Below are 15,520 nucleotides of genomic sequence, written 5' to 3'. Positions count from 1 at the left end.
TCGGGTTTGACGCACTGCAAGCGGCCGAGCTGAGGAATTTTGCCCTCGTGAAAACGGGTGTTGAAACGCTGATTTTGCCGGCCGGCGCGGCCGGCGCGGAAGCCGCCGCCCGGCGACTTGCGGCCGGCGGGCTGGTCGCGTTCCCGACCGAGACGGTCTACGGGCTCGGGGCGGATGCAGCCAATGCCACCGCGATCGCCCATCTCTACGCCGCCAAGGGCCGGCCGGCGTTCAATCCGCTGATCGCGCATGTCGCGGACCTCGAGGCCGCGCGGCGGATCGGGCGGTTCGACGCGCGCGCGCTGGCGCTGGCGGAAGCGTTCTGGCCGGGGCCGCTGACGCTGGTGGTGCCGAAGACCGAGGACTGCCCGGTGGCGGATCTTGCCACCGCCGGCCTCGACACGGTCGCGATCCGCATCCCCGCCCATCCCGTCGCGCAGGCGATCCTGCGCGCCTTCGGCGGCGCGGTGGTGGCGCCGTCGGCCAACATCTCCGGCCACGTCTCGCCGACGCTGGCCGCCCATGTCGAGAGCGACCTTGCCGGGCGGATCGACCTGATCGTCGATGGCGGGCCTGTTACGGTCGGCGTGGAATCGACGATCGTCGGCTGCCTCGACGCGCCGATGCTACTTCGTCCTGGCGGGCTGTCACGCGAGCGGATCGAGGCGGTGCTGGGCGCGCCGCTGGCGCGGCCGCCGGCGGAGGCCGAGAGCGACGACGGCCAGCCGCTGGCGCCGGGCATGCTGGCCTCGCATTACGCGCCGCGCGCCCATGTGCGGCTCGATGCGCGTGAGATCGCGCCGGGCGAGGCGCTGCTGGCGTTCGGCCCCGCGCGCCTGCCCGGCCTTGACGCCGCGTCGGCCGTCATGAATTTGTCGCCCACCGGTGATCTCGATGAAGCCGCCGCCAATCTGTTCGGCTATCTTCGCAGCCTCGATGCGAAAGGGCCGCGGGCGATTGCGGTAATGCCGATACCCGAAGATGGTCTGGGCGAGGCGATCAACGACCGGCTGCGCCGCGCCGCGGTGGCGCGGTGAAGCAAGAGACGAGGACATGAACATCAACAAGCCTGCCACCCCGCCGCTTGCCCCCGAATTGATCGCGCAATTCCGCAAGATCGTCGGCGACCGCCACGCGATCACCGATCCGACCGATATCGAGCCTTACGTCACCGAGGAGCGCAATTTGTTCCACGGCCGCTCGCCGCTGGTGCTGCGCCCGGGCTCGACGGCGGAGGTCTCTGCGATCTGCAAGCTCGCCTCCGCGCACAACATCGCGCTGGTGCCGCAGGGCGGCAACACCGGGCTCGTCGGCGGCCAGACGCCGCATAATGGCGAGGTGGTGGTGTCGCTGCGCCGGCTCGACAAGATCCGCGAGGTCGACACCGCCTCCAACACCATGACGGTCGAAGCCGGCGTGGTGCTGCAGATCGCGCAAGCCAAGGCGTCCGAGGTCGACCGGCTGTTTCCGCTGTCGCTCGGTGCCGAAGGCAGCTGCACCATCGGCGGCAATCTCTCCACCAATGCCGGCGGTACCGCGGCGCTCGCCTATGGCGTCGCGCGCGAGATGGCGCTGGGGCTGGAAGTGGTGCTTGCCGACGGGCGCGTGCTGAACGCGCTGTCGAAGCTGAAGAAGGACAACACCGGCTACAATCTGCACAATCTCTTCATCGGCGCCGAAGGCACGCTCGGCATCATCACCGCGGCGACGCTGAAACTGTTTCCGAAGCCGCGGGCGATCGAGACCGCCTTCGTCGGGCTGAAATCGCCGGCGGCGGCGCTGAAGCTGCTGACCATCGCGCAAGGCGAGGCCGCCAATGCGCTGACGAGCTTCGAGCTGCTGTCGCAGCTGGCGGTGGATTTCTCCGTGCGCCACGGCATCGACGTGCGCGATCCGCTCGCCGAGAAGCATCCCTGGTACGTGCTGATGGAATTGTCATCGCCAAACGAGGATGCCCGCACGCCGCTGGAGACGATCCTCACCCGCGCCATGGAGGAGGAGATCGTCGACGATGCCGTGATCGCGGCGAGCCTCGCCCAGCGCGCGGCGTTCTGGAAGCTGCGTGACGAGATGTCGGCGGCGCAGAAGCCGGAAGGCGGCTCGATCAAGCACGACATCTCCGTCCCGGTTGCGGCCGTGCCCGAATTCATCGCGGAAGCCGATGCGGCCGTGGTGAAGCTGATCCCCGGCGCCCGGCCGGTGCCGTTCGGCCATCTCGGCGACGGCAATCTGCATTACAATGTCAGTCAGCCGATCGGCGCCAACACCGCCGATTTCCTCGCGCGCTGGCATGATGTGAACGCGGTGGTGTTCGAGATCGTGCTGCGCATGGGCGGCTCGATCTCGGCCGAGCACGGCATCGGCGTGCTCAAGCGCGACGAGTTGCCCGAGGTGAAGGACAAGACCGTGTTCGAGCTGATGCGACAGGTCAAGACGATGCTCGATCCGCTCGGCATCATGAATCCGGGGAAGGTGCTGTGAGCACCCTTGAGATCGATGCGATCACCGACTCCGATGTCGAGCCGGTCGTCGCCCTGTGGCAGCGCTGCGGCCTGACGCGGCCCTGGAACGATCCGCATGCCGACATCGCGCTGGCGCGGCGGCGGACCAATTCCACCGTGCTGGTCGGCCGCGAGAACGGCGCGATCGTTGCCACCGTGATGGTCGGCCATGACGGCCATCGCGGCTGGGTCTATTACGTCGCCGTCGATCCCACCTGTCAGAAGCGCGGCTATGGCCGCATCATCATGGCCGCGGCCGAGGACTGGCTGCGAAGCGCCGGGATTTCGAAGCTGCAGCTCCTGGTCCGCCGCGAGAACGCGCAGGCCAACGCGTTCTATGGTTCGCTGGGCTTCGAGCTCTCGACCTCCGTGATGTTCCAGAAGTGGCTCGACGGCCGCGCGACCACGCCAAGCAATTGAGATCGAGATGCGGCCGCGAACGCAACTGCGCCCCCTCGCCCCGTTCTTACGGGGAGAGGGTTGGGGTGGGGGGCTTCTCTCCGCACGTGAGATCGTCGATGGACCTGTACCCCCTCACCCGCATCCCATCTCCGATGGGATGCGACCTCTCCCCGCAAGAGGGGAGAGGTGAAGAAGAGAGAGACCTCATGACCATTTCCGACCGCGTCCGCATCAAGGACGTCCGCGTGCTCTCGGACGGCTGGACCACGCTGAAGACCACGACGTTCGAGTACCGGCGCGCCAACGGCGAATGGCAGACCCAGCATCGCGAGACCTATGAGCGCGACAACGCCGCCGCCGTGCTGCCCTACAATCTCGCGCGGCGGACCGTGATCCTGGTCCGCCAGTTCCGCCTGCCCGCCTTCATCCGCGGTTACGACGACCTGTTGATCGAGGCCGCCGCCGGCGTGCTCGACAACGCCGAGCCCGAGGAGCGCATCCGCGCCGAGGCGGAGGAAGAGACCGGCTATCGCCTGCACCACGTCCACAAGGTGTTCGAGGCCTTCATGAGCCCCGGCGCCATCACCGAGAAGCTGCATTTCTTCGTCGCCGAATATGAGCCCGAGATGCGGGTGAGCGACGGCGGCGGCCTCGAGCACGAGGGCGAGGACATCGAGGTGTTGGAGCTTTCCATCGACGAGGCCCTGGCGATGATCGCCGACGGCCGCATCATCGACGCCAAGGCGATCATGCTGCTGCAATACGCGGCGCTGCACGTGTTCAGGTAGGTGGCGCTCTTACCCTCCCCTGGAGGGGGAGGGTCGGCTCACATGCAGCGCAGCGAAATGTGAGACGGGGTGGGGTGACGGTCTCTCCACATCCAACAGTGCCCGAGTGGAGAGATCACCCCACCCCGCTCGCGCTGCGCGCGATCGACCCTCCCCCTCCAGGGGAGGGTAAGAGGCACCGTCGGCGCCGCGCCATCCTCGTCTGCAATTCTGACCTGCGCCGCCGCTCCCCCGGTTGAGCTCACTCCCGACTATCTCTACTCTGGCCCCAACCAAGAACCAGGAGACGCGCCATGTCTGCTCCGCGCGATGACGAATTCGGCTTTGCGCCCGACTACGATTCCCCCGTTCCCTACATGCAGCGCACCCGCGATTATTACGCGGCGATCGGCTACACCACGCCGTACCGCTGGGCGCATTACACCGAGGCGCCGTTCCAGCCGCTGAAGAAACCGCTGGCCCAATCGCGCGTCACCATCATCACCACCGCTGCGCCCTACGATCCGGCCAAGGGCGACCAGGGGCCGGGCGCGGCGTATAATGGCAGCGCGAAGTTCTATCAGGTCTATGACGGCGACACGTCGAAAGAGCACGACCTGCGCATCTCGCACATCGGCTACGACCGCAAGCACACCTCGGCCACCGACAGCGGCACCTGGTTTCCGCTGCCACAGCTGTTGAAAGCGTCCGCTGCGGGGCGGATCGGCGAGATCGCCCCGCGCTTCTTCGGCGCGCCGACCAACCGCAGCCATCGTGTCACGCTCGACACCGACGCGCCGGAGATCCTGGCGCGCTGCCTCGCGGACAAGGTCGATGTCGCGGTGCTGGTGCCGAACTGCCCGGTCTGCCACCAGACCACCGCGCTGGTGGCGCGGCATCTGGAGCGCAACGGTATTCCGACCGTGATCATGGGCTGTGCCAAGGACATCGTCGAGCACGCCGCCGTGCCGCGCTTCCTGTTCTCTGATTTCCCGCTCGGCAATTCTGCCGGCAAGCCGCACGACATCGCCTCGCAGGCGCAGACGCTCGAGCTCGCGCTCCGGCTGCTGGAGACCGCGAGCGGTCCGCAGACCACGATGCAGTCGCCGCTGCGCTGGAGCGAGGATGCCTCATGGAAGCTCGACTACAACAACGTCGCGCAGCTGAGCCCTGAAGAGCTGGCGCGCCGCCGCGCCGAATTCGACAAGCAGAAGGAGATCGCGCGCGGCAACCGCGCCGCCTGACGTCCTCCGATAACAACAATCAAGGGAGAGCGACGTGACGCGACCGTTCGAGGGCGTGAAGATCCTGGATTTCACGCAAGTGCTGGCCGGCCCCTATGCGAGCTATCAGCTTGCGCTGCTCGGCGCCGACGTCATCAAGGTCGAGCGGCGCGAGGGCGAGGACATGCGCCGCACGCCGCTGTCCCGCGAATGGGCCGAGCGTGGCCTGGCGCCGGCATTCCAGGCCATCAACGGCAACAAGCGCAGCCTGACGCTCGATCTGCAGAAGCCGGAGGCGATCGCGATCGTGAAGAAGCTCGCAAGCCGCGTCGATGTCGTCATGGAGAATTTCCGCCCCGGCGTGATGGACAAGCTCGGCGTCGGCTATGAAGCGCTGTCGGCCATCAATCCGAAGCTGATCTATTGCGCGGTGTCAGGCTTCGGCCAGACCGGCCCGGATCGCCTGCGCCCCGGCTATGACGGCAAGATGCAGGCGCTGTCGGGCATCATGGCGATCACCGGCCACCCCGAGACCGGACCGACCCGCGCCGGCTTTGCGGTGTGCGACGTGCTGTCGGGCGCCACGGCCGCGTTCGGCGTGTCGAGCGCGCTCTACCAGCGCGACCGCACCGGCAAGGGGCAGCTGATCGACGTCTCCATGCTGGAGGCGACGCTGGCGTTTCTCTCGGGCCAGATCGCGGACTGGTCGGTCGCCGGTCATCGGCAAACGCTCTCGGGCAATCAGGCGGTGAGCCGCCGGACCACGGCGAATTTGTTCAAGTGCGGCGACGGCCATATCCTGCTCGCCGTCAACAACGAGAAGCAATACCTCGCGTTGATGGCTGCGCTCGGCCGCGAGGACACGCTGTCAGATCCGCGCTTTGCCGACTGGTTCTCCCGCAACGAGAACGAGCCGGCGCTCCGCGCCATCATCGAGGAAGCGCTGGCGAAACGGCCGGCACGCGAATGGGAGACGATCCTGGAAGACGCCGGCGCGCCATGCGCCAGCATCTGGAAGGTCGAGGAGGTCATCGACCATCCGCAAGTGAAGGCGCGCGGTGCGATCCAGGAGCTGGACACGCAATACGGCCGCCTGCGCTTTGCCGGCAGCGGCTTCAAGCTCGCGCATGGCGGCGGCAGGCTGGATCGCATGGCGCCGGAGCTGGGCGCGGATACGGACGCGGTGCTCGGCGAGCTGGGATTCGACGCGGCGGAGATCGCGGGCTTACGGGCGAGGGAGATTGTCTGAAGCTCCGTGCCGTAGCGTGGGCAAAGCGAAGCGTGCTCACCACCGCGTACTGAAGAGAGAGATCGTGGGCACGGCGCGTTGCGCCTTTGCCCACCCTACGGCACTGCCGCCTAGAACAACGATCCCTGCCCGTCATCCGCCGGGCTAGCCGCAGTCTTCCGCACCGCTTTCTTCGGCTTCGTCGCCTCGGCCTCCGCCTCGATCTCCTCCGCACTGATCGGCAGCACGAGCTGCTCGTCATCATTGGCGACGCGGTTGACGCGGGTAGAGACCGGGTGCCAGGCGAATTCGCCGACGTGCGGGGGCCTCATCAGCGGCAGGATCGCATCGACCTCGTCGCCTTTGATGTCAAGCCAGCGCTCGAAGTCGCGCGGGCTGATGGTGACGGGCACGCGGTCATGCAGAGCGGCGAGATCCTCGCCCGCCGCCGCGGTGACGATCGCGACCGTGTCGAGCTCCTCGCCGTTCGGCCCGACCCAGGTCTCGAACAAGGCGGCAAAGCCGAGCGGCGCACCGTCGGCGCGGTGGATGAAAAAGGGCTGCTTGCGGCCGGCTTCCGTCTTCCACTCGTAATAACCATCAGCCGGGATCAGGCCGCGCCGGCGGCGAATCGCGTTCTTGAAGGCGGGTTTCTCCAGCACAGTCTCGGAGCGGGCGTTGATCAGGAGCGTGAACCCGCGGGGGTCCTTGACCCAGCTCGGCAGCAGACCCCAGCGCATCAGGCGGAAATGGCGCGCGCCGTTCTCGACCAGCACCACCGGAATCGGTTGCGTCGGGGCGACATTGTACCGGGGCGGGAAATTCGGCTGCTCGACATAGCCGAACAGTTGCCGCAAAGCCGCGGGGGCCGAAGTTATGACGAAGCGTCCACACATCCTTGGGGGCCTATATAGGGTCCGTTCAGGTCCTTTTAACCCCGAACGTTAACACTGCGGCAGATGAGCTCAACGGCCACCCAACCCGCGCGGACGTATGTACAGACGGGCCCCGAGGCGGCCGCCTGGGCCGAACGGCTGCGCGTGGCCAACATCAACCCGCGGACCGGGCTTGCCACCGACTATCTCAACCATTTCAATGAAGCCGTGATGCTGCTCGAGATGGTGCCGGATATGCCGGAATGCGCGGATGACTTCCTGACCTGGACGCCGCTGTCCTACGCCGAGCATTTCACGGCGTCGAATTTCAAGGCGCGGGATTTGGCGATCGAAGCCTATGAGAAAGCCGATCCCAACGTGCGTGCCCAGTTCGACCACATGACGGATACCATGACCTCGATCCTGACCGCGGTCGGCTCGGCCATGCGCGAGGTCGAGAAGGACTCGACCCGCGTGCGCCTCGCCGAGCAGGCCACCCTCTGGGTCAAGCCGCTGATCGCGGCCTGCGGCGGCATCATCAATGGCGGGGCGGAAGCCGACGTCGACACCATCATGGCGAACTCGGCCCGATAGGTGGCGCGATTGACTGCAATTGTCCATCCTGCCCATCCCCAGCTCGCGGTCAGCGCGGCGATCTTCCGCGACGGCAAGGTGCTGCTGGTCCGCCGCGCCCGCTCGCCCGCCAAGGGCTTCTATTCGCTGCCGGGCGGCCGTGTCGAGTTCGGCGAATCGCTGCATCAGGCCTTGAGCCGTGAGGTCGACGAGGAAACCGGGCTTCGTATCGAGATCGTTGGCCTTGCCGGCTGGCGCGAGGTGCTGCCGGCCACCGCCGGCGCCGGCCATTACCTGATCATGTCCTTTGCCGCCCGCTGGACGGCCCGGGAGCCGGCTCTCAACGACGAGCTCGACGATTACCGCTGGATCGCCCCGGACGCCATGGCGAGCCTCGGTGACCTCAAGCTGACCGGGGGGCTGGAGGAGGTCATCCTGTCGGCTCACCGGCTGCTTGGGGCCTGACGGCCCGCCTTGCGCCAGCCGTCCCGAGGGGGCATACAGCCGCCGATGTCGATGCGATTTCTGGCCATTTTTGTCGTGATTCTCGCCTGCGCCTCCGGGCCTGCGAGAGCCCAGGACGTGGCGGCGCCGTTTGACGGCGGACTGCAGCGGCTGGCCGAGATCCTGGGCGGCCTGCACTATCTGCGCGGCATCTGCGGGGCGAACGAGGGCAACAAATGGCGCAACGAGATGCAGGCGCTGATCGATGCCGAGACCCCCTCCGGGGAGCGCCGCACCCGCATGATCGCCGCCTTCAACCGCGGCTATAACGGTTTTCAGCAGACCTATCGCAGCTGCACGCCGGCCGCGACGGTGGCGATCCGCCGCTATATCGGGGAAGGCTCGAAGATCTCGCGGGATCTCACGGCGCGCTACGCGAACTGATTTCTCGTCATTCCGGGGCTCGACGAAGTCGAGAGCCCGGAATCCATCGAGCCGCAGAGTTGGTGGCCTGATGGATTCCGGGCCCGCGCTGCGCGCGCCCCGGAATGACGAGTGCTGGAACCCTGTCATCGACTTTGTTCACAGCCGTTAACCGTTCCTAAAGATGTGGCCTAGCGGTCGTTAACGCCCGTGCTACACCTTCTCGCACAGCGCATCGCCGTGGATCGCGCCCCAGCCCTGACCGAGTTTCATGAGCCAGCCGATTTCCTACGCCCCCGCCCGCGCGCCGCTGCCCGATCACGAGCAGAAACAGGCTGCGCTGAGCTATCTCAACGAGGCCTGGGCCGAGGCGCGCCATGACGGCGTCGACGGCGACTGCCTGGCGCAGGCGAGCCTGTTCGCGGCGCTCGCCGAGCTCGTCGGCACCTATGGCGAGGACGCGGTGGCGAAGTTCGTCGAGGGCTTTCCCGGCCGCATCCGCAACGGCGAATTCTCGGTCGGCATCTCCAGGCAGTAGGCCGCTCCGAAAAATGACCCCGCCACGCGGGCGGGGCCAGTTGCGGATGAATGACTTGGCGAAAGGCTTCGCGAAGTCTGCCGCTCTTATCGCACGGAAGCCGCTTTCAGCGGACAAGCATTAGTCTCGCGGCCGTCGGGAGATGTTCCCGCAGCGCGCGGGAATTCGCTCCCTCGTCACGGCTCGATCTTGAGCGTCGCTTTCATGTTGGGATGATAGCGGCAGTAATACTCGACCGTTCCGGCCTTCTTCAGAACTGATGTCGCCGATTTCTTCGGCGGCAGCGGCACGTCGAAATCGCCGTTCCTGGCGGTGGCGGTGTGGGCGAAGACGTCCTTGTTGACCCAGGTGATGGTATCGCCGATCTTCGCCGATACCTCAGCCGGAGCAATCACGAGATTGTCCATCGTGATCGTGATCTCGATCGACGCGGCGCGTGCCGGGACGATCGTCGACAGGAGGACGACCGCAAGCGCGATCGAGGCGAGGCGTCCCGGCATCATGCGAGGCTCCTATTTCAGCTCGGCCGCAACGTGCTCGGCGTGCTGCTGATGGCCTTGGAAGATCTTCAGCCCGGTCTGCAGCAGGCTCTTCAGCTCGGCATTGCTCGCAGACGGAATGAGTTGCGTCTCCAGGCCGCCATTGACTGCCTTGTGGTAGGCGACCTCGTTGGCGACGTAAGCCTTGTCGAACGCCGCGCCATCGAGCTTGTCGAGCTCGGCCAGCTTGTCGGCCGCCTGCTTCGATAGCGCCTTGCTGGTGTCGTTGTCCTCCGGCGTGACGTTCAGCTTCTTGACGAGCGCGAGGGCCTGCTTGTTGACCGCCTCGTGGTCGCGCAGCATGTCTTCGGCGAACGCCTTGACATCCTTGTTCTTGGCCTTCTTCTGCGCCTGCTTGGCAGCGTTGATGTCGATCACGCCCGCGATGTAGGCGATATGCGCGATCTGGGGATCGGTGGGCTTGTCGGCTGCGCTGGCGACGTGCAGCAAAACGGGACTCGACAACATCATCGCTGCGGCGGCCGCCGCGCTCCATCGGATCAGCATGGCTTGGCACTCCTGTGGGCCGGAAACGTTCCGGACTGTTGCTTGCACAGGTTGGATGCCAATTCCGCGCGAACGTTCCCGAAAAATTAGGCCCCGATGCCAAGCCGCCTGAGCACGGCCTCCGTCAGGCGCTCGCAACGCTCACCGGCGAACGGAAACGCATCCATCACGACCGGACCGATCTTCTTCTCGACGTTCTCGCGCAGCATCGCGCGCGCACGGTGCAACCGAGTCTTCACCGTCTCGGGCTTGATGCCGAGCAGCTCGGCGGTCCCCTCCACGCTCATCCCCTCCATCACCCGCGCGATGAAGACCATGCGGAAGGTCTCGGGCAGTTCATCGACCGCGCGTTCGACGACACGCTGGATCTCGCGTTGGGCCATGGACTTTTCCGGATCAGTTGCGGCGGACGAAAGCGGAAACTGGATGATTTGCGCTTCGAGCGTTGCCTCCGGCACCGATCCCAGCTCGACCTGCGGCTTCCGACCGCGTGCGCGTCCGAGCGCTTCGTTGATGGCAATGCGCGACAGCCACGTCGACAGCGCCGACTCGCCAAGGAATCCGTCGAGATGCGTGAAGGCGCGGACATAGGTCTCCTGCACAACGTCCTCCGCGTCGCTGTCGCTGCGCAGGATGCCGCGGGCGAGCCTGAAGAGCCGGCGGTTATTGGCCTGCATGATCTCGCGCAACGCGGCCTCGTCGCGGCGCCGCGCGCGGTCCACCAGCGCGGCTTCCGAAGTCCTGGCGCCGGCGGTCAGGCCGGCTGCGGTCCCTGACATGGCGGGTTTCCTGTCTCCAATTGGCTCCGGACATTGGATGCAGCCGCAGAGGAAAGGTTCCCGATTTTCTTCCCCGGGATCTTACCTTCCTGGTGGGTAAGGACCGCCTCCTAGTCTGTCTCGATCGGCAGCGAGGGATCCCGCGCCCATTCGCCCATCGATCCATCGTACAGCGTCAGCTTCTCGTAGCCGAGCTGCGTCAGCAGCAAGAGGTTGATCGTCGCCGAGATGCCTCCCCCGCAATAGCAGATCACGGTCTTGTCGCGCGTGACGCCCTGGGCAACGAACTTTTCTTCCGCGTCCGCAAGATTCGTCAGCGTCTTGTCGGCATTAACGAGTGTTGGGGCGGGAACATTGACGCTGCCCGGCACGCGGCCGGGCCGACCATAGCGGCTCGGCTCGAGGCCCTGGTGAAATTGCGGCAAGAGCGCGTTGACGATGACCGTCGAGGCATCGCCGATGCGCGCCTTCACTGTGTCCTTATCGACGAAGAAGCCCGCGCGCGATGCGGCCACGAAGGTCGTGGCCGGATAACCCTTCGGTGCACCGGTCTCAATCGGCCGCCCCTCTTCCTTCCACTTGTCGAGGCCGCCGTCGAGCACGCGGGCATCGACGCCGAGCGAGCGCAGCATCCACCAGAACCGCGTCGACCACATCATGGTGCCGATGCTGTAGAGCACGATCGTCTTGCTCGCATCGAGGCCGTGGCGACCGAAGGCGGCCTCGAGCTGGGCTACGTCAGGCATCATGAAGAGCGGGCGCGCGGAGGTGTCGGAGAATTCGCCTTGCAGGTCGAGGAAATCGGCTCCGGGAATGTGGCCGGCCGCGAACGTCTTGTCGCCTGGCACCGCGCGATAGGGCACGTCGCTACCGGACGGCACCGGCTCGTTGTAGGTCGTGCAGTCATAAAGCCGGAGATTGGGATCGCCGAGAATAGCGGCGAGCTGCTCCGTGGTGATGAGGGGCGTGGGTTGGGGCATTGACTGCACTCCAAATTGCGCTCGCGCTGCCGGGCACTCTGTCATTGCCCGCGAAGGCGGGCAATCCAGTATTCCAGAGGCGGCGGCAATTGAACCGAGAAGCCGCGGCGTACTGGATGCCCCGCCTTCGCGGGGCATGACAGGGGAACGAGGAGCGGGACCCTGCCCGCCTACTGCTTCAGCGTCTCCAAGAACCGCACCGGCTCGCCTTGCGCGGCCGTCACCAGCTCGCTCTGCCACATCACGCGGCGGCCGCGGATGAAGGTGCCGACCGGCCAGCCGGTGACGCGAACGCCGTCATAGGGCGTCCAGCCGGCCTTGGACGCCACCCATTTGTTGGTGATGGTCTCGCTGCGCTTCAAATCGACGATGGTGAAGTCGGCATCGTAGCCGGCGGCGATGCGGCCCTTGCAGGCCATGTTGTAGAGACGTGCCGGGCCGGCGCTGGTGAGGTCGACGAAGCGCGCCAGCGAGAGCCGACCCGCGTTGACGTGATCGAGCATCAGCGGCACCAGCGTCTGCACGCCGGTCATGCCGGAGGGCGAGGCCGGATAGGTCTTCTGCTTCTCCTCCAGCGTATGCGGGGCGTGGTCGGAGCCGAGCACGTCGATGATGCCCTGCTCGATGCCGCGCCAGATGCCGGCGCGATGATCGGCGCCGCGCACCGGCGGGTTCATCTGCGCCAGCGTGCCGAGCCGCTCGTAGCATTCGGGCGCGACCAGCGTCAGATGGTGCGGCGTCGCCTCGCAGGAGGCGACATCCTTGTGGTCGCGCAGGAACTCGATCTCCTCCTTGGTCGAGATGTGCAGCACGTGGATACGCTTGCCGGTCTCGTGCGCGAGCTTGACCAGGCGCTGCGTCGCCATCAGCGCCGCGGTCTCGTCGCGCCAGACCGGATGCGAGCGCGCATCGCCCTCGATGCGCAGCGATTTGCGCTCGTTGAGGCGGTATTCGTCCTCGGCGTGAAAGGCGGCACGGCGGCGGATCACCTGGAAGATGCGGCGCAGGCTCTCGTCGTCCTCGACCAGCAGCGCGCCGGTGGACGAGCCGATGAACACCTTGACGCCGGCGCAGCCGGGTGCGCGCTCCAGCACGGGCAGGTCCTGCACGTTCTCGCGGGTGCCGCCGATGAAGAAGGCGAAATCGCAATGCATGCGGTGATGGGCGCGCTTCACCTTGTCGGTGAAGGTGGCCTCCGTCACGGTCAGCGGCGAGGTGTTGGGCATCTCGAACACCGCGGTGACGCCGCCCATCACGGCGCTGCGCGAACCGGTCTCGAGGTCTTCCTTCTGCTCCAGCCCGGGCTCGCGGAAATGCACCTGCGTGTCCATCACGCCGGGCAGGATGTGCAGGCCCTTGCAGTCGATCACCTCGGCGGCCGAGCCTTGCGACAGCGGGCCCAGCTCCGCGATGCGGCCGCCCGCGATGCCGATGTCGCGGACACCCTCGCCGTCCTGGTTGACCACGGTGCCGCCCTTGAGGATCACATCGAAACGCTGGGTCATGGGGCCTCTCTCATCCTCAGGGCGCAGGGCTCGAGGTCTTGTCGTTTATGCGTTGCGGGCTTACGTTCCGGAGCAACATGTCGCAAGAGATTTTCGCATGAAATCGGCGTTTCTTCCCGATCGGGGCGTGATCAAAGTCGCGGGTGAGGATGCGCGCAACTTCCTCAATGGCCTCGTCACCACCGACCTGGACCGGCTGAAACCTGGTCTGGGGCGATTCGGCGCATTGCTGACGCCGCAGGGCAAGATCATCGTGGATTTCCTGATCACGGAAGCGCCCGCGGGTCACGGCGGTGGGTTCCTGATCGACTGCCCGAAGGCGCTGGCGGACACCCTCGCCACCAAGCTGAAATTCTACAAGCTGCGCGCCAAGGTCACCGTGGACAACCTCGACCTCGGCGTGCTCGCGGCATGGGACGGCGAGCCGGCGGCCCAGCCCGACCTTGCCTTCGCCGATCCGCGGGCCGATGGGCTCGGCACCCGCATCCTGATCCCGGAAGACCTCAAGCAGAAACTGTCGGACCTCATCGGCGCCGAGTTGGTCGATGCGGCCGGCTACGAGGCGCACCGCATCGCGCTCGGCGTGCCGCGCGGCGGGCTCGATTTCATGTACGGCGATGCGTTCCCGCACGAGACCAACATGGATCGCCTCGCCGGTGTCGATTTCGACAAGGGCTGCTATGTCGGCCAGGAGGTCGTCTCGCGCATGCAGCATCGCGGCACCGCGCGCACGCGCAGCGTGAAAGTGCTGCTCGAGGACGCCTCGCCCGAGCCGGGCACGACCATTCTCGCCGGCGACAAGCCGGTCGGCACCATCGGCTCGACGGCCGGCGGCAGGGGCATCGCGCTGGTCCGCATCGATCGCGTCGCCGACGCGCTCGATGCGGGCCAGCCGCTCACCGCTGGGGGGCTGGCTTTGACGCTCGCTGAACCCGACGTCGTCCGCATTCCAGCCAAGCAGCCCATCGCATGAGCCGCGCTGCACGTCTGCATCCCGACGGCGTGAAGCGGTGTCCGTGGCCGGGGGAAGATCCGCTTTACGTCGTCTATCACGACACTGAATGGGGCGTGCCGGAATTTGACGACCGCGCGCTGTACGAGAAGCTGATGCTGGACGGCTTCCAGGCCGGCCTGTCCTGGATCACGATCCTGCGCAAGCGCGACAATTTCCGCAAAGCCTTCGACGATTTCCAGCCGGAGAAGATCGCGCGCTACAATGCCAAGAAGGTTCACGCGCTGATGAACGATGCCGGCATCGTGCGCAACAAGGCCAAGATCGACGGCGCGATCCTGAGCGCGAAGTCGTATCTCGACATCATGGAGAAGGGCCCGGGCTTCTCGAAGCTGCTGTGGGACTTCATGGACGGACGGCCCAAGGTCAACCACTTCAAGACCACGGGAAGCGTGCCGGCCTCGACGCCGCTGTCGGTGCAGATCTCCAAGGAGCTGTCCTCGCGCGGCTTCAAATTCGTCGGCCCGACGATCGTCTACGCCTTCATGCAGGCGACCGGCATGGTCAACGACCACCTGGTCGATTGCCATTGTCATGCGACCTGCGGCAAGACGCAGCGCAAGCCGCGCCTCAAGGCCAAATGACGGCGAAGAAGGCGACGCGCAACGAGGAGGTCCGCGCCTGGCAGCGCATGCTGTCGGGCCGGCGGCTCGATTTGCTCGATCCCTCCCCGCTCGACATCGAGATCGGCGACATCGCGCACGGGCTGGCGCGGGTGGCGCGCTGGAACGGTCAGACCCTCGGCGCGCACATCTTTTCGGTCGCACAGCATACGCTGCTGGTAGAGACCGTGCTGCGGCTCGAGATGCCCCGCGTCGACCAGCGCGTGCGGCTCGCGGCCCTGCTCCATGATGCGCCGGAATACGTCATCGGCGACATGATCTCGCCGTTCAAGGCCGTGCTCGACGGTCATTACAAGGCGGTCGAGAAGCGGCTGCTCGGTGCCATCCACATCCGCTTCGGCTTGCCGCCGGTCTTGCCTGACGACATCACGCAGGCCATCAAGGCCGCCGATCGCGGTGCGGCTTATCTCGAGGCAACCGAGCTCGCGGGCTTCAGCGCGAGTGAAGCGCGGCGCCTGTTCGGGAAGGATCCGGGTCTCTCCGACAGCGTCCGGCGCGACTATCTGACGCCCTGGACCGCGGCGCGGGCCGAGAAGCAGTTTCTGGAGCGGTTTGGCGCCGTGTTTGCGTAGGTCCTGTAGGGTGGGCAAAGGCGCTCTTG

General features: G+C 66.3%; 19 protein-coding genes. 13 read left to right on the top strand and 6 right to left on the bottom strand.

Annotated elements, in window-relative coordinates:
• Positions 1-47 precede the first annotated feature (47 nt).
• From AB7M16_RS29785 to AB7M16_RS29760, 6 genes are all read left to right on the top strand, one after another.
• Positions 48-1,037 carry an L-threonylcarbamoyladenylate synthase gene (locus AB7M16_RS29785; RefSeq protein WP_212254643.1) on the top strand — a complete coding sequence of 330 codons (990 nt, stop codon included), beginning with the start codon at positions 48-50 and terminating at the stop codon, positions 1,035-1,037.
• A gap of 16 nt (positions 1,038-1,053) precedes the next feature.
• The gene (locus tag AB7M16_RS29780; RefSeq protein WP_453946020.1) at positions 1,054-2,481 is read left to right on the top strand and encodes an FAD-binding oxidoreductase; all 1,428 of its coding nucleotides are present in this window, start codon (positions 1,054-1,056) and stop codon (positions 2,479-2,481) included.
• On the top strand, positions 2,478-2,921 hold the full coding sequence (locus tag AB7M16_RS29775; protein WP_453946018.1) for a GNAT family acetyltransferase: 444 nt from the start codon (positions 2,478-2,480) through the stop codon (positions 2,919-2,921). The genes AB7M16_RS29780 and AB7M16_RS29775 overlap by 4 nt, the downstream gene beginning before the upstream one ends.
• Before the next feature lie 188 nt (positions 2,922-3,109).
• Positions 3,110-3,691, top strand: a complete 582-nt coding sequence (locus AB7M16_RS29770; protein WP_260382632.1) for an NUDIX domain-containing protein — start codon at positions 3,110-3,112, stop codon at positions 3,689-3,691.
• A gap of 293 nt (positions 3,692-3,984) precedes the next feature.
• Complete coding sequence (locus tag AB7M16_RS29765) at positions 3,985-4,914, top strand: glycine reductase (RefSeq protein WP_439363992.1); 930 nt, start codon at positions 3,985-3,987, stop codon at positions 4,912-4,914.
• Between the two features lie 34 nt (positions 4,915-4,948).
• Positions 4,949-6,142 carry a CaiB/BaiF CoA transferase family protein gene (locus tag AB7M16_RS29760; RefSeq protein WP_453946016.1) on the top strand — a complete coding sequence of 398 codons (1,194 nt, stop codon included), beginning with the start codon at positions 4,949-4,951 and terminating at the stop codon, positions 6,140-6,142.
• A 110-nt stretch (positions 6,143-6,252) separates the two neighbouring features.
• Here the strand turns inward: AB7M16_RS29760 and AB7M16_RS29755 are convergent, their stop codons facing one another.
• On the bottom strand, positions 6,253-7,017 hold the full coding sequence (locus AB7M16_RS29755) for an SOS response-associated peptidase (RefSeq protein ID WP_172787279.1): 765 nt from the start codon (positions 7,015-7,017) through the stop codon (positions 6,253-6,255).
• Between the two features lie 63 nt (positions 7,018-7,080).
• Between AB7M16_RS29755 and AB7M16_RS29750 the strand changes: the two genes are divergently transcribed.
• The 4 genes from AB7M16_RS29750 (at position 7,081) to AB7M16_RS29735 (ending at position 8,974) form a co-directional block, all read left to right on the top strand.
• A complete protein-coding gene (locus AB7M16_RS29750) occupies positions 7,081-7,590 on the top strand; it encodes a hypothetical protein (protein ID WP_453946014.1) in 510 nt (169 codons plus the stop codon).
• Between the two features lie 9 nt (positions 7,591-7,599).
• Complete coding sequence (locus AB7M16_RS29745) at positions 7,600-8,034, top strand: NUDIX domain-containing protein (RefSeq protein ID WP_439363995.1); 435 nt, start codon at positions 7,600-7,602, stop codon at positions 8,032-8,034.
• Between the two features lie 45 nt (positions 8,035-8,079).
• Complete coding sequence (locus AB7M16_RS29740; protein ID WP_453946012.1) at positions 8,080-8,457, top strand: TIGR02301 family protein; 378 nt, start codon at positions 8,080-8,082, stop codon at positions 8,455-8,457.
• A gap of 250 nt (positions 8,458-8,707) precedes the next feature.
• On the top strand, positions 8,708-8,974 hold the full coding sequence (locus AB7M16_RS29735) for a hypothetical protein (RefSeq protein ID WP_025034564.1): 267 nt from the start codon (positions 8,708-8,710) through the stop codon (positions 8,972-8,974).
• 176 nt (positions 8,975-9,150) lie between these two features.
• Here the strand turns inward: AB7M16_RS29735 and AB7M16_RS29730 are convergent, their stop codons facing one another.
• The 5 genes from AB7M16_RS29730 to AB7M16_RS29710 form a co-directional block, all read right to left on the bottom strand.
• Positions 9,151-9,477, bottom strand: a complete 327-nt coding sequence (locus tag AB7M16_RS29730) for a cupredoxin domain-containing protein (protein WP_453946010.1) — start codon at positions 9,475-9,477, stop codon at positions 9,151-9,153.
• Between the two features lie 9 nt (positions 9,478-9,486).
• A complete protein-coding gene (locus AB7M16_RS29725; RefSeq protein ID WP_453946008.1) occupies positions 9,487-10,020 on the bottom strand; it encodes a DUF4142 domain-containing protein in 534 nt (177 codons plus the stop codon).
• 86 nt (positions 10,021-10,106) lie between these two features.
• Complete coding sequence (locus AB7M16_RS29720; protein WP_453946007.1) at positions 10,107-10,799, bottom strand: RNA polymerase sigma factor; 693 nt, start codon at positions 10,797-10,799, stop codon at positions 10,107-10,109.
• 110 nt (positions 10,800-10,909) lie between these two features.
• Complete coding sequence (locus AB7M16_RS29715) at positions 10,910-11,779, bottom strand: sulfurtransferase (RefSeq protein WP_453946005.1); 870 nt, start codon at positions 11,777-11,779, stop codon at positions 10,910-10,912.
• Positions 11,780-11,949: 170 nt separating this feature from the next.
• Positions 11,950-13,284, bottom strand: a complete 1,335-nt coding sequence (locus AB7M16_RS29710) for a dihydroorotase (RefSeq protein ID WP_453946003.1) — start codon at positions 13,282-13,284, stop codon at positions 11,950-11,952.
• A gap of 97 nt (positions 13,285-13,381) precedes the next feature.
• Between AB7M16_RS29710 and ygfZ the strand changes: the two genes are divergently transcribed.
• From ygfZ to AB7M16_RS29695, 3 genes are read left to right on the top strand one after another with little or no spacing between them, the layout of a single operon-like run.
• Positions 13,382-14,257, top strand: coding sequence for a CAF17-like 4Fe-4S cluster assembly/insertion protein YgfZ (gene ygfZ / locus AB7M16_RS29705; RefSeq protein WP_453946001.1), 876 nt, complete (start codon positions 13,382-13,384; stop codon positions 14,255-14,257).
• The gene (locus tag AB7M16_RS29700; RefSeq protein WP_453945999.1) at positions 14,254-14,880 is read left to right on the top strand and encodes a DNA-3-methyladenine glycosylase I; all 627 of its coding nucleotides are present in this window, start codon (positions 14,254-14,256) and stop codon (positions 14,878-14,880) included. Before ygfZ ends, AB7M16_RS29700 begins: the two co-directional genes overlap by 4 nt.
• Positions 14,877-15,491: a YfbR-like 5'-deoxynucleotidase gene (locus AB7M16_RS29695; RefSeq protein WP_439364001.1), complete on the top strand. Its 615-nt coding sequence runs from the start codon at positions 14,877-14,879 to the stop codon at positions 15,489-15,491. The genes AB7M16_RS29700 and AB7M16_RS29695 overlap by 4 nt, the downstream gene beginning before the upstream one ends.
• The last annotated feature ends 29 nt before the right edge of the window (positions 15,492-15,520 follow it).

Source organism: Bradyrhizobium sp. USDA 372 (assembly GCF_053629095.1).
The sequence above is the reverse complement of the archived record's forward strand: the minus strand, read 5'-3'. Positions and strand labels throughout refer to the sequence as shown.

Coding starts and splice junctions, on each gene's coding strand:
- AB7M16_RS29770 (WP_260382632.1), top strand. CDS start 3,110: ATGACCATTTCCGACCGCGTCCGCATCAAGGACGTCCGCGTGCTCTCG.
- AB7M16_RS29710 (WP_453946003.1), bottom strand. CDS start 13,284: ATGACCCAGCGTTTCGATGTGATCCTCAAGGGCGGCACCGTGGTCAAC.
- AB7M16_RS29755 (WP_172787279.1), bottom strand. CDS start 7,017: ATGTGTGGACGCTTCGTCATAACTTCGGCCCCCGCGGCTTTGCGGCAA.
- AB7M16_RS29725 (WP_453946008.1), bottom strand. CDS start 10,020: ATGCTGATCCGATGGAGCGCGGCGGCCGCCGCAGCGATGATGTTGTCG.
- AB7M16_RS29700 (WP_453945999.1), top strand. CDS start 14,254: ATGAGCCGCGCTGCACGTCTGCATCCCGACGGCGTGAAGCGGTGTCCG.
- AB7M16_RS29780 (WP_453946020.1), top strand. CDS start 1,054: ATGAACATCAACAAGCCTGCCACCCCGCCGCTTGCCCCCGAATTGATC.
- AB7M16_RS29695 (WP_439364001.1), top strand. CDS start 14,877: ATGACGGCGAAGAAGGCGACGCGCAACGAGGAGGTCCGCGCCTGGCAG.
- AB7M16_RS29735 (WP_025034564.1), top strand. CDS start 8,708: ATGAGCCAGCCGATTTCCTACGCCCCCGCCCGCGCGCCGCTGCCCGAT.
- AB7M16_RS29765 (WP_439363992.1), top strand. CDS start 3,985: ATGTCTGCTCCGCGCGATGACGAATTCGGCTTTGCGCCCGACTACGAT.
- AB7M16_RS29720 (WP_453946007.1), bottom strand. CDS start 10,799: ATGTCAGGGACCGCAGCCGGCCTGACCGCCGGCGCCAGGACTTCGGAA.
- ygfZ (WP_453946001.1), top strand. CDS start 13,382: ATGAAATCGGCGTTTCTTCCCGATCGGGGCGTGATCAAAGTCGCGGGT.
- AB7M16_RS29750 (WP_453946014.1), top strand. CDS start 7,081: ATGAGCTCAACGGCCACCCAACCCGCGCGGACGTATGTACAGACGGGC.
- AB7M16_RS29715 (WP_453946005.1), bottom strand. CDS start 11,779: ATGCCCCAACCCACGCCCCTCATCACCACGGAGCAGCTCGCCGCTATT.
- AB7M16_RS29730 (WP_453946010.1), bottom strand. CDS start 9,477: ATGATGCCGGGACGCCTCGCCTCGATCGCGCTTGCGGTCGTCCTCCTG.
- AB7M16_RS29740 (WP_453946012.1), top strand. CDS start 8,080: ATGTCGATGCGATTTCTGGCCATTTTTGTCGTGATTCTCGCCTGCGCC.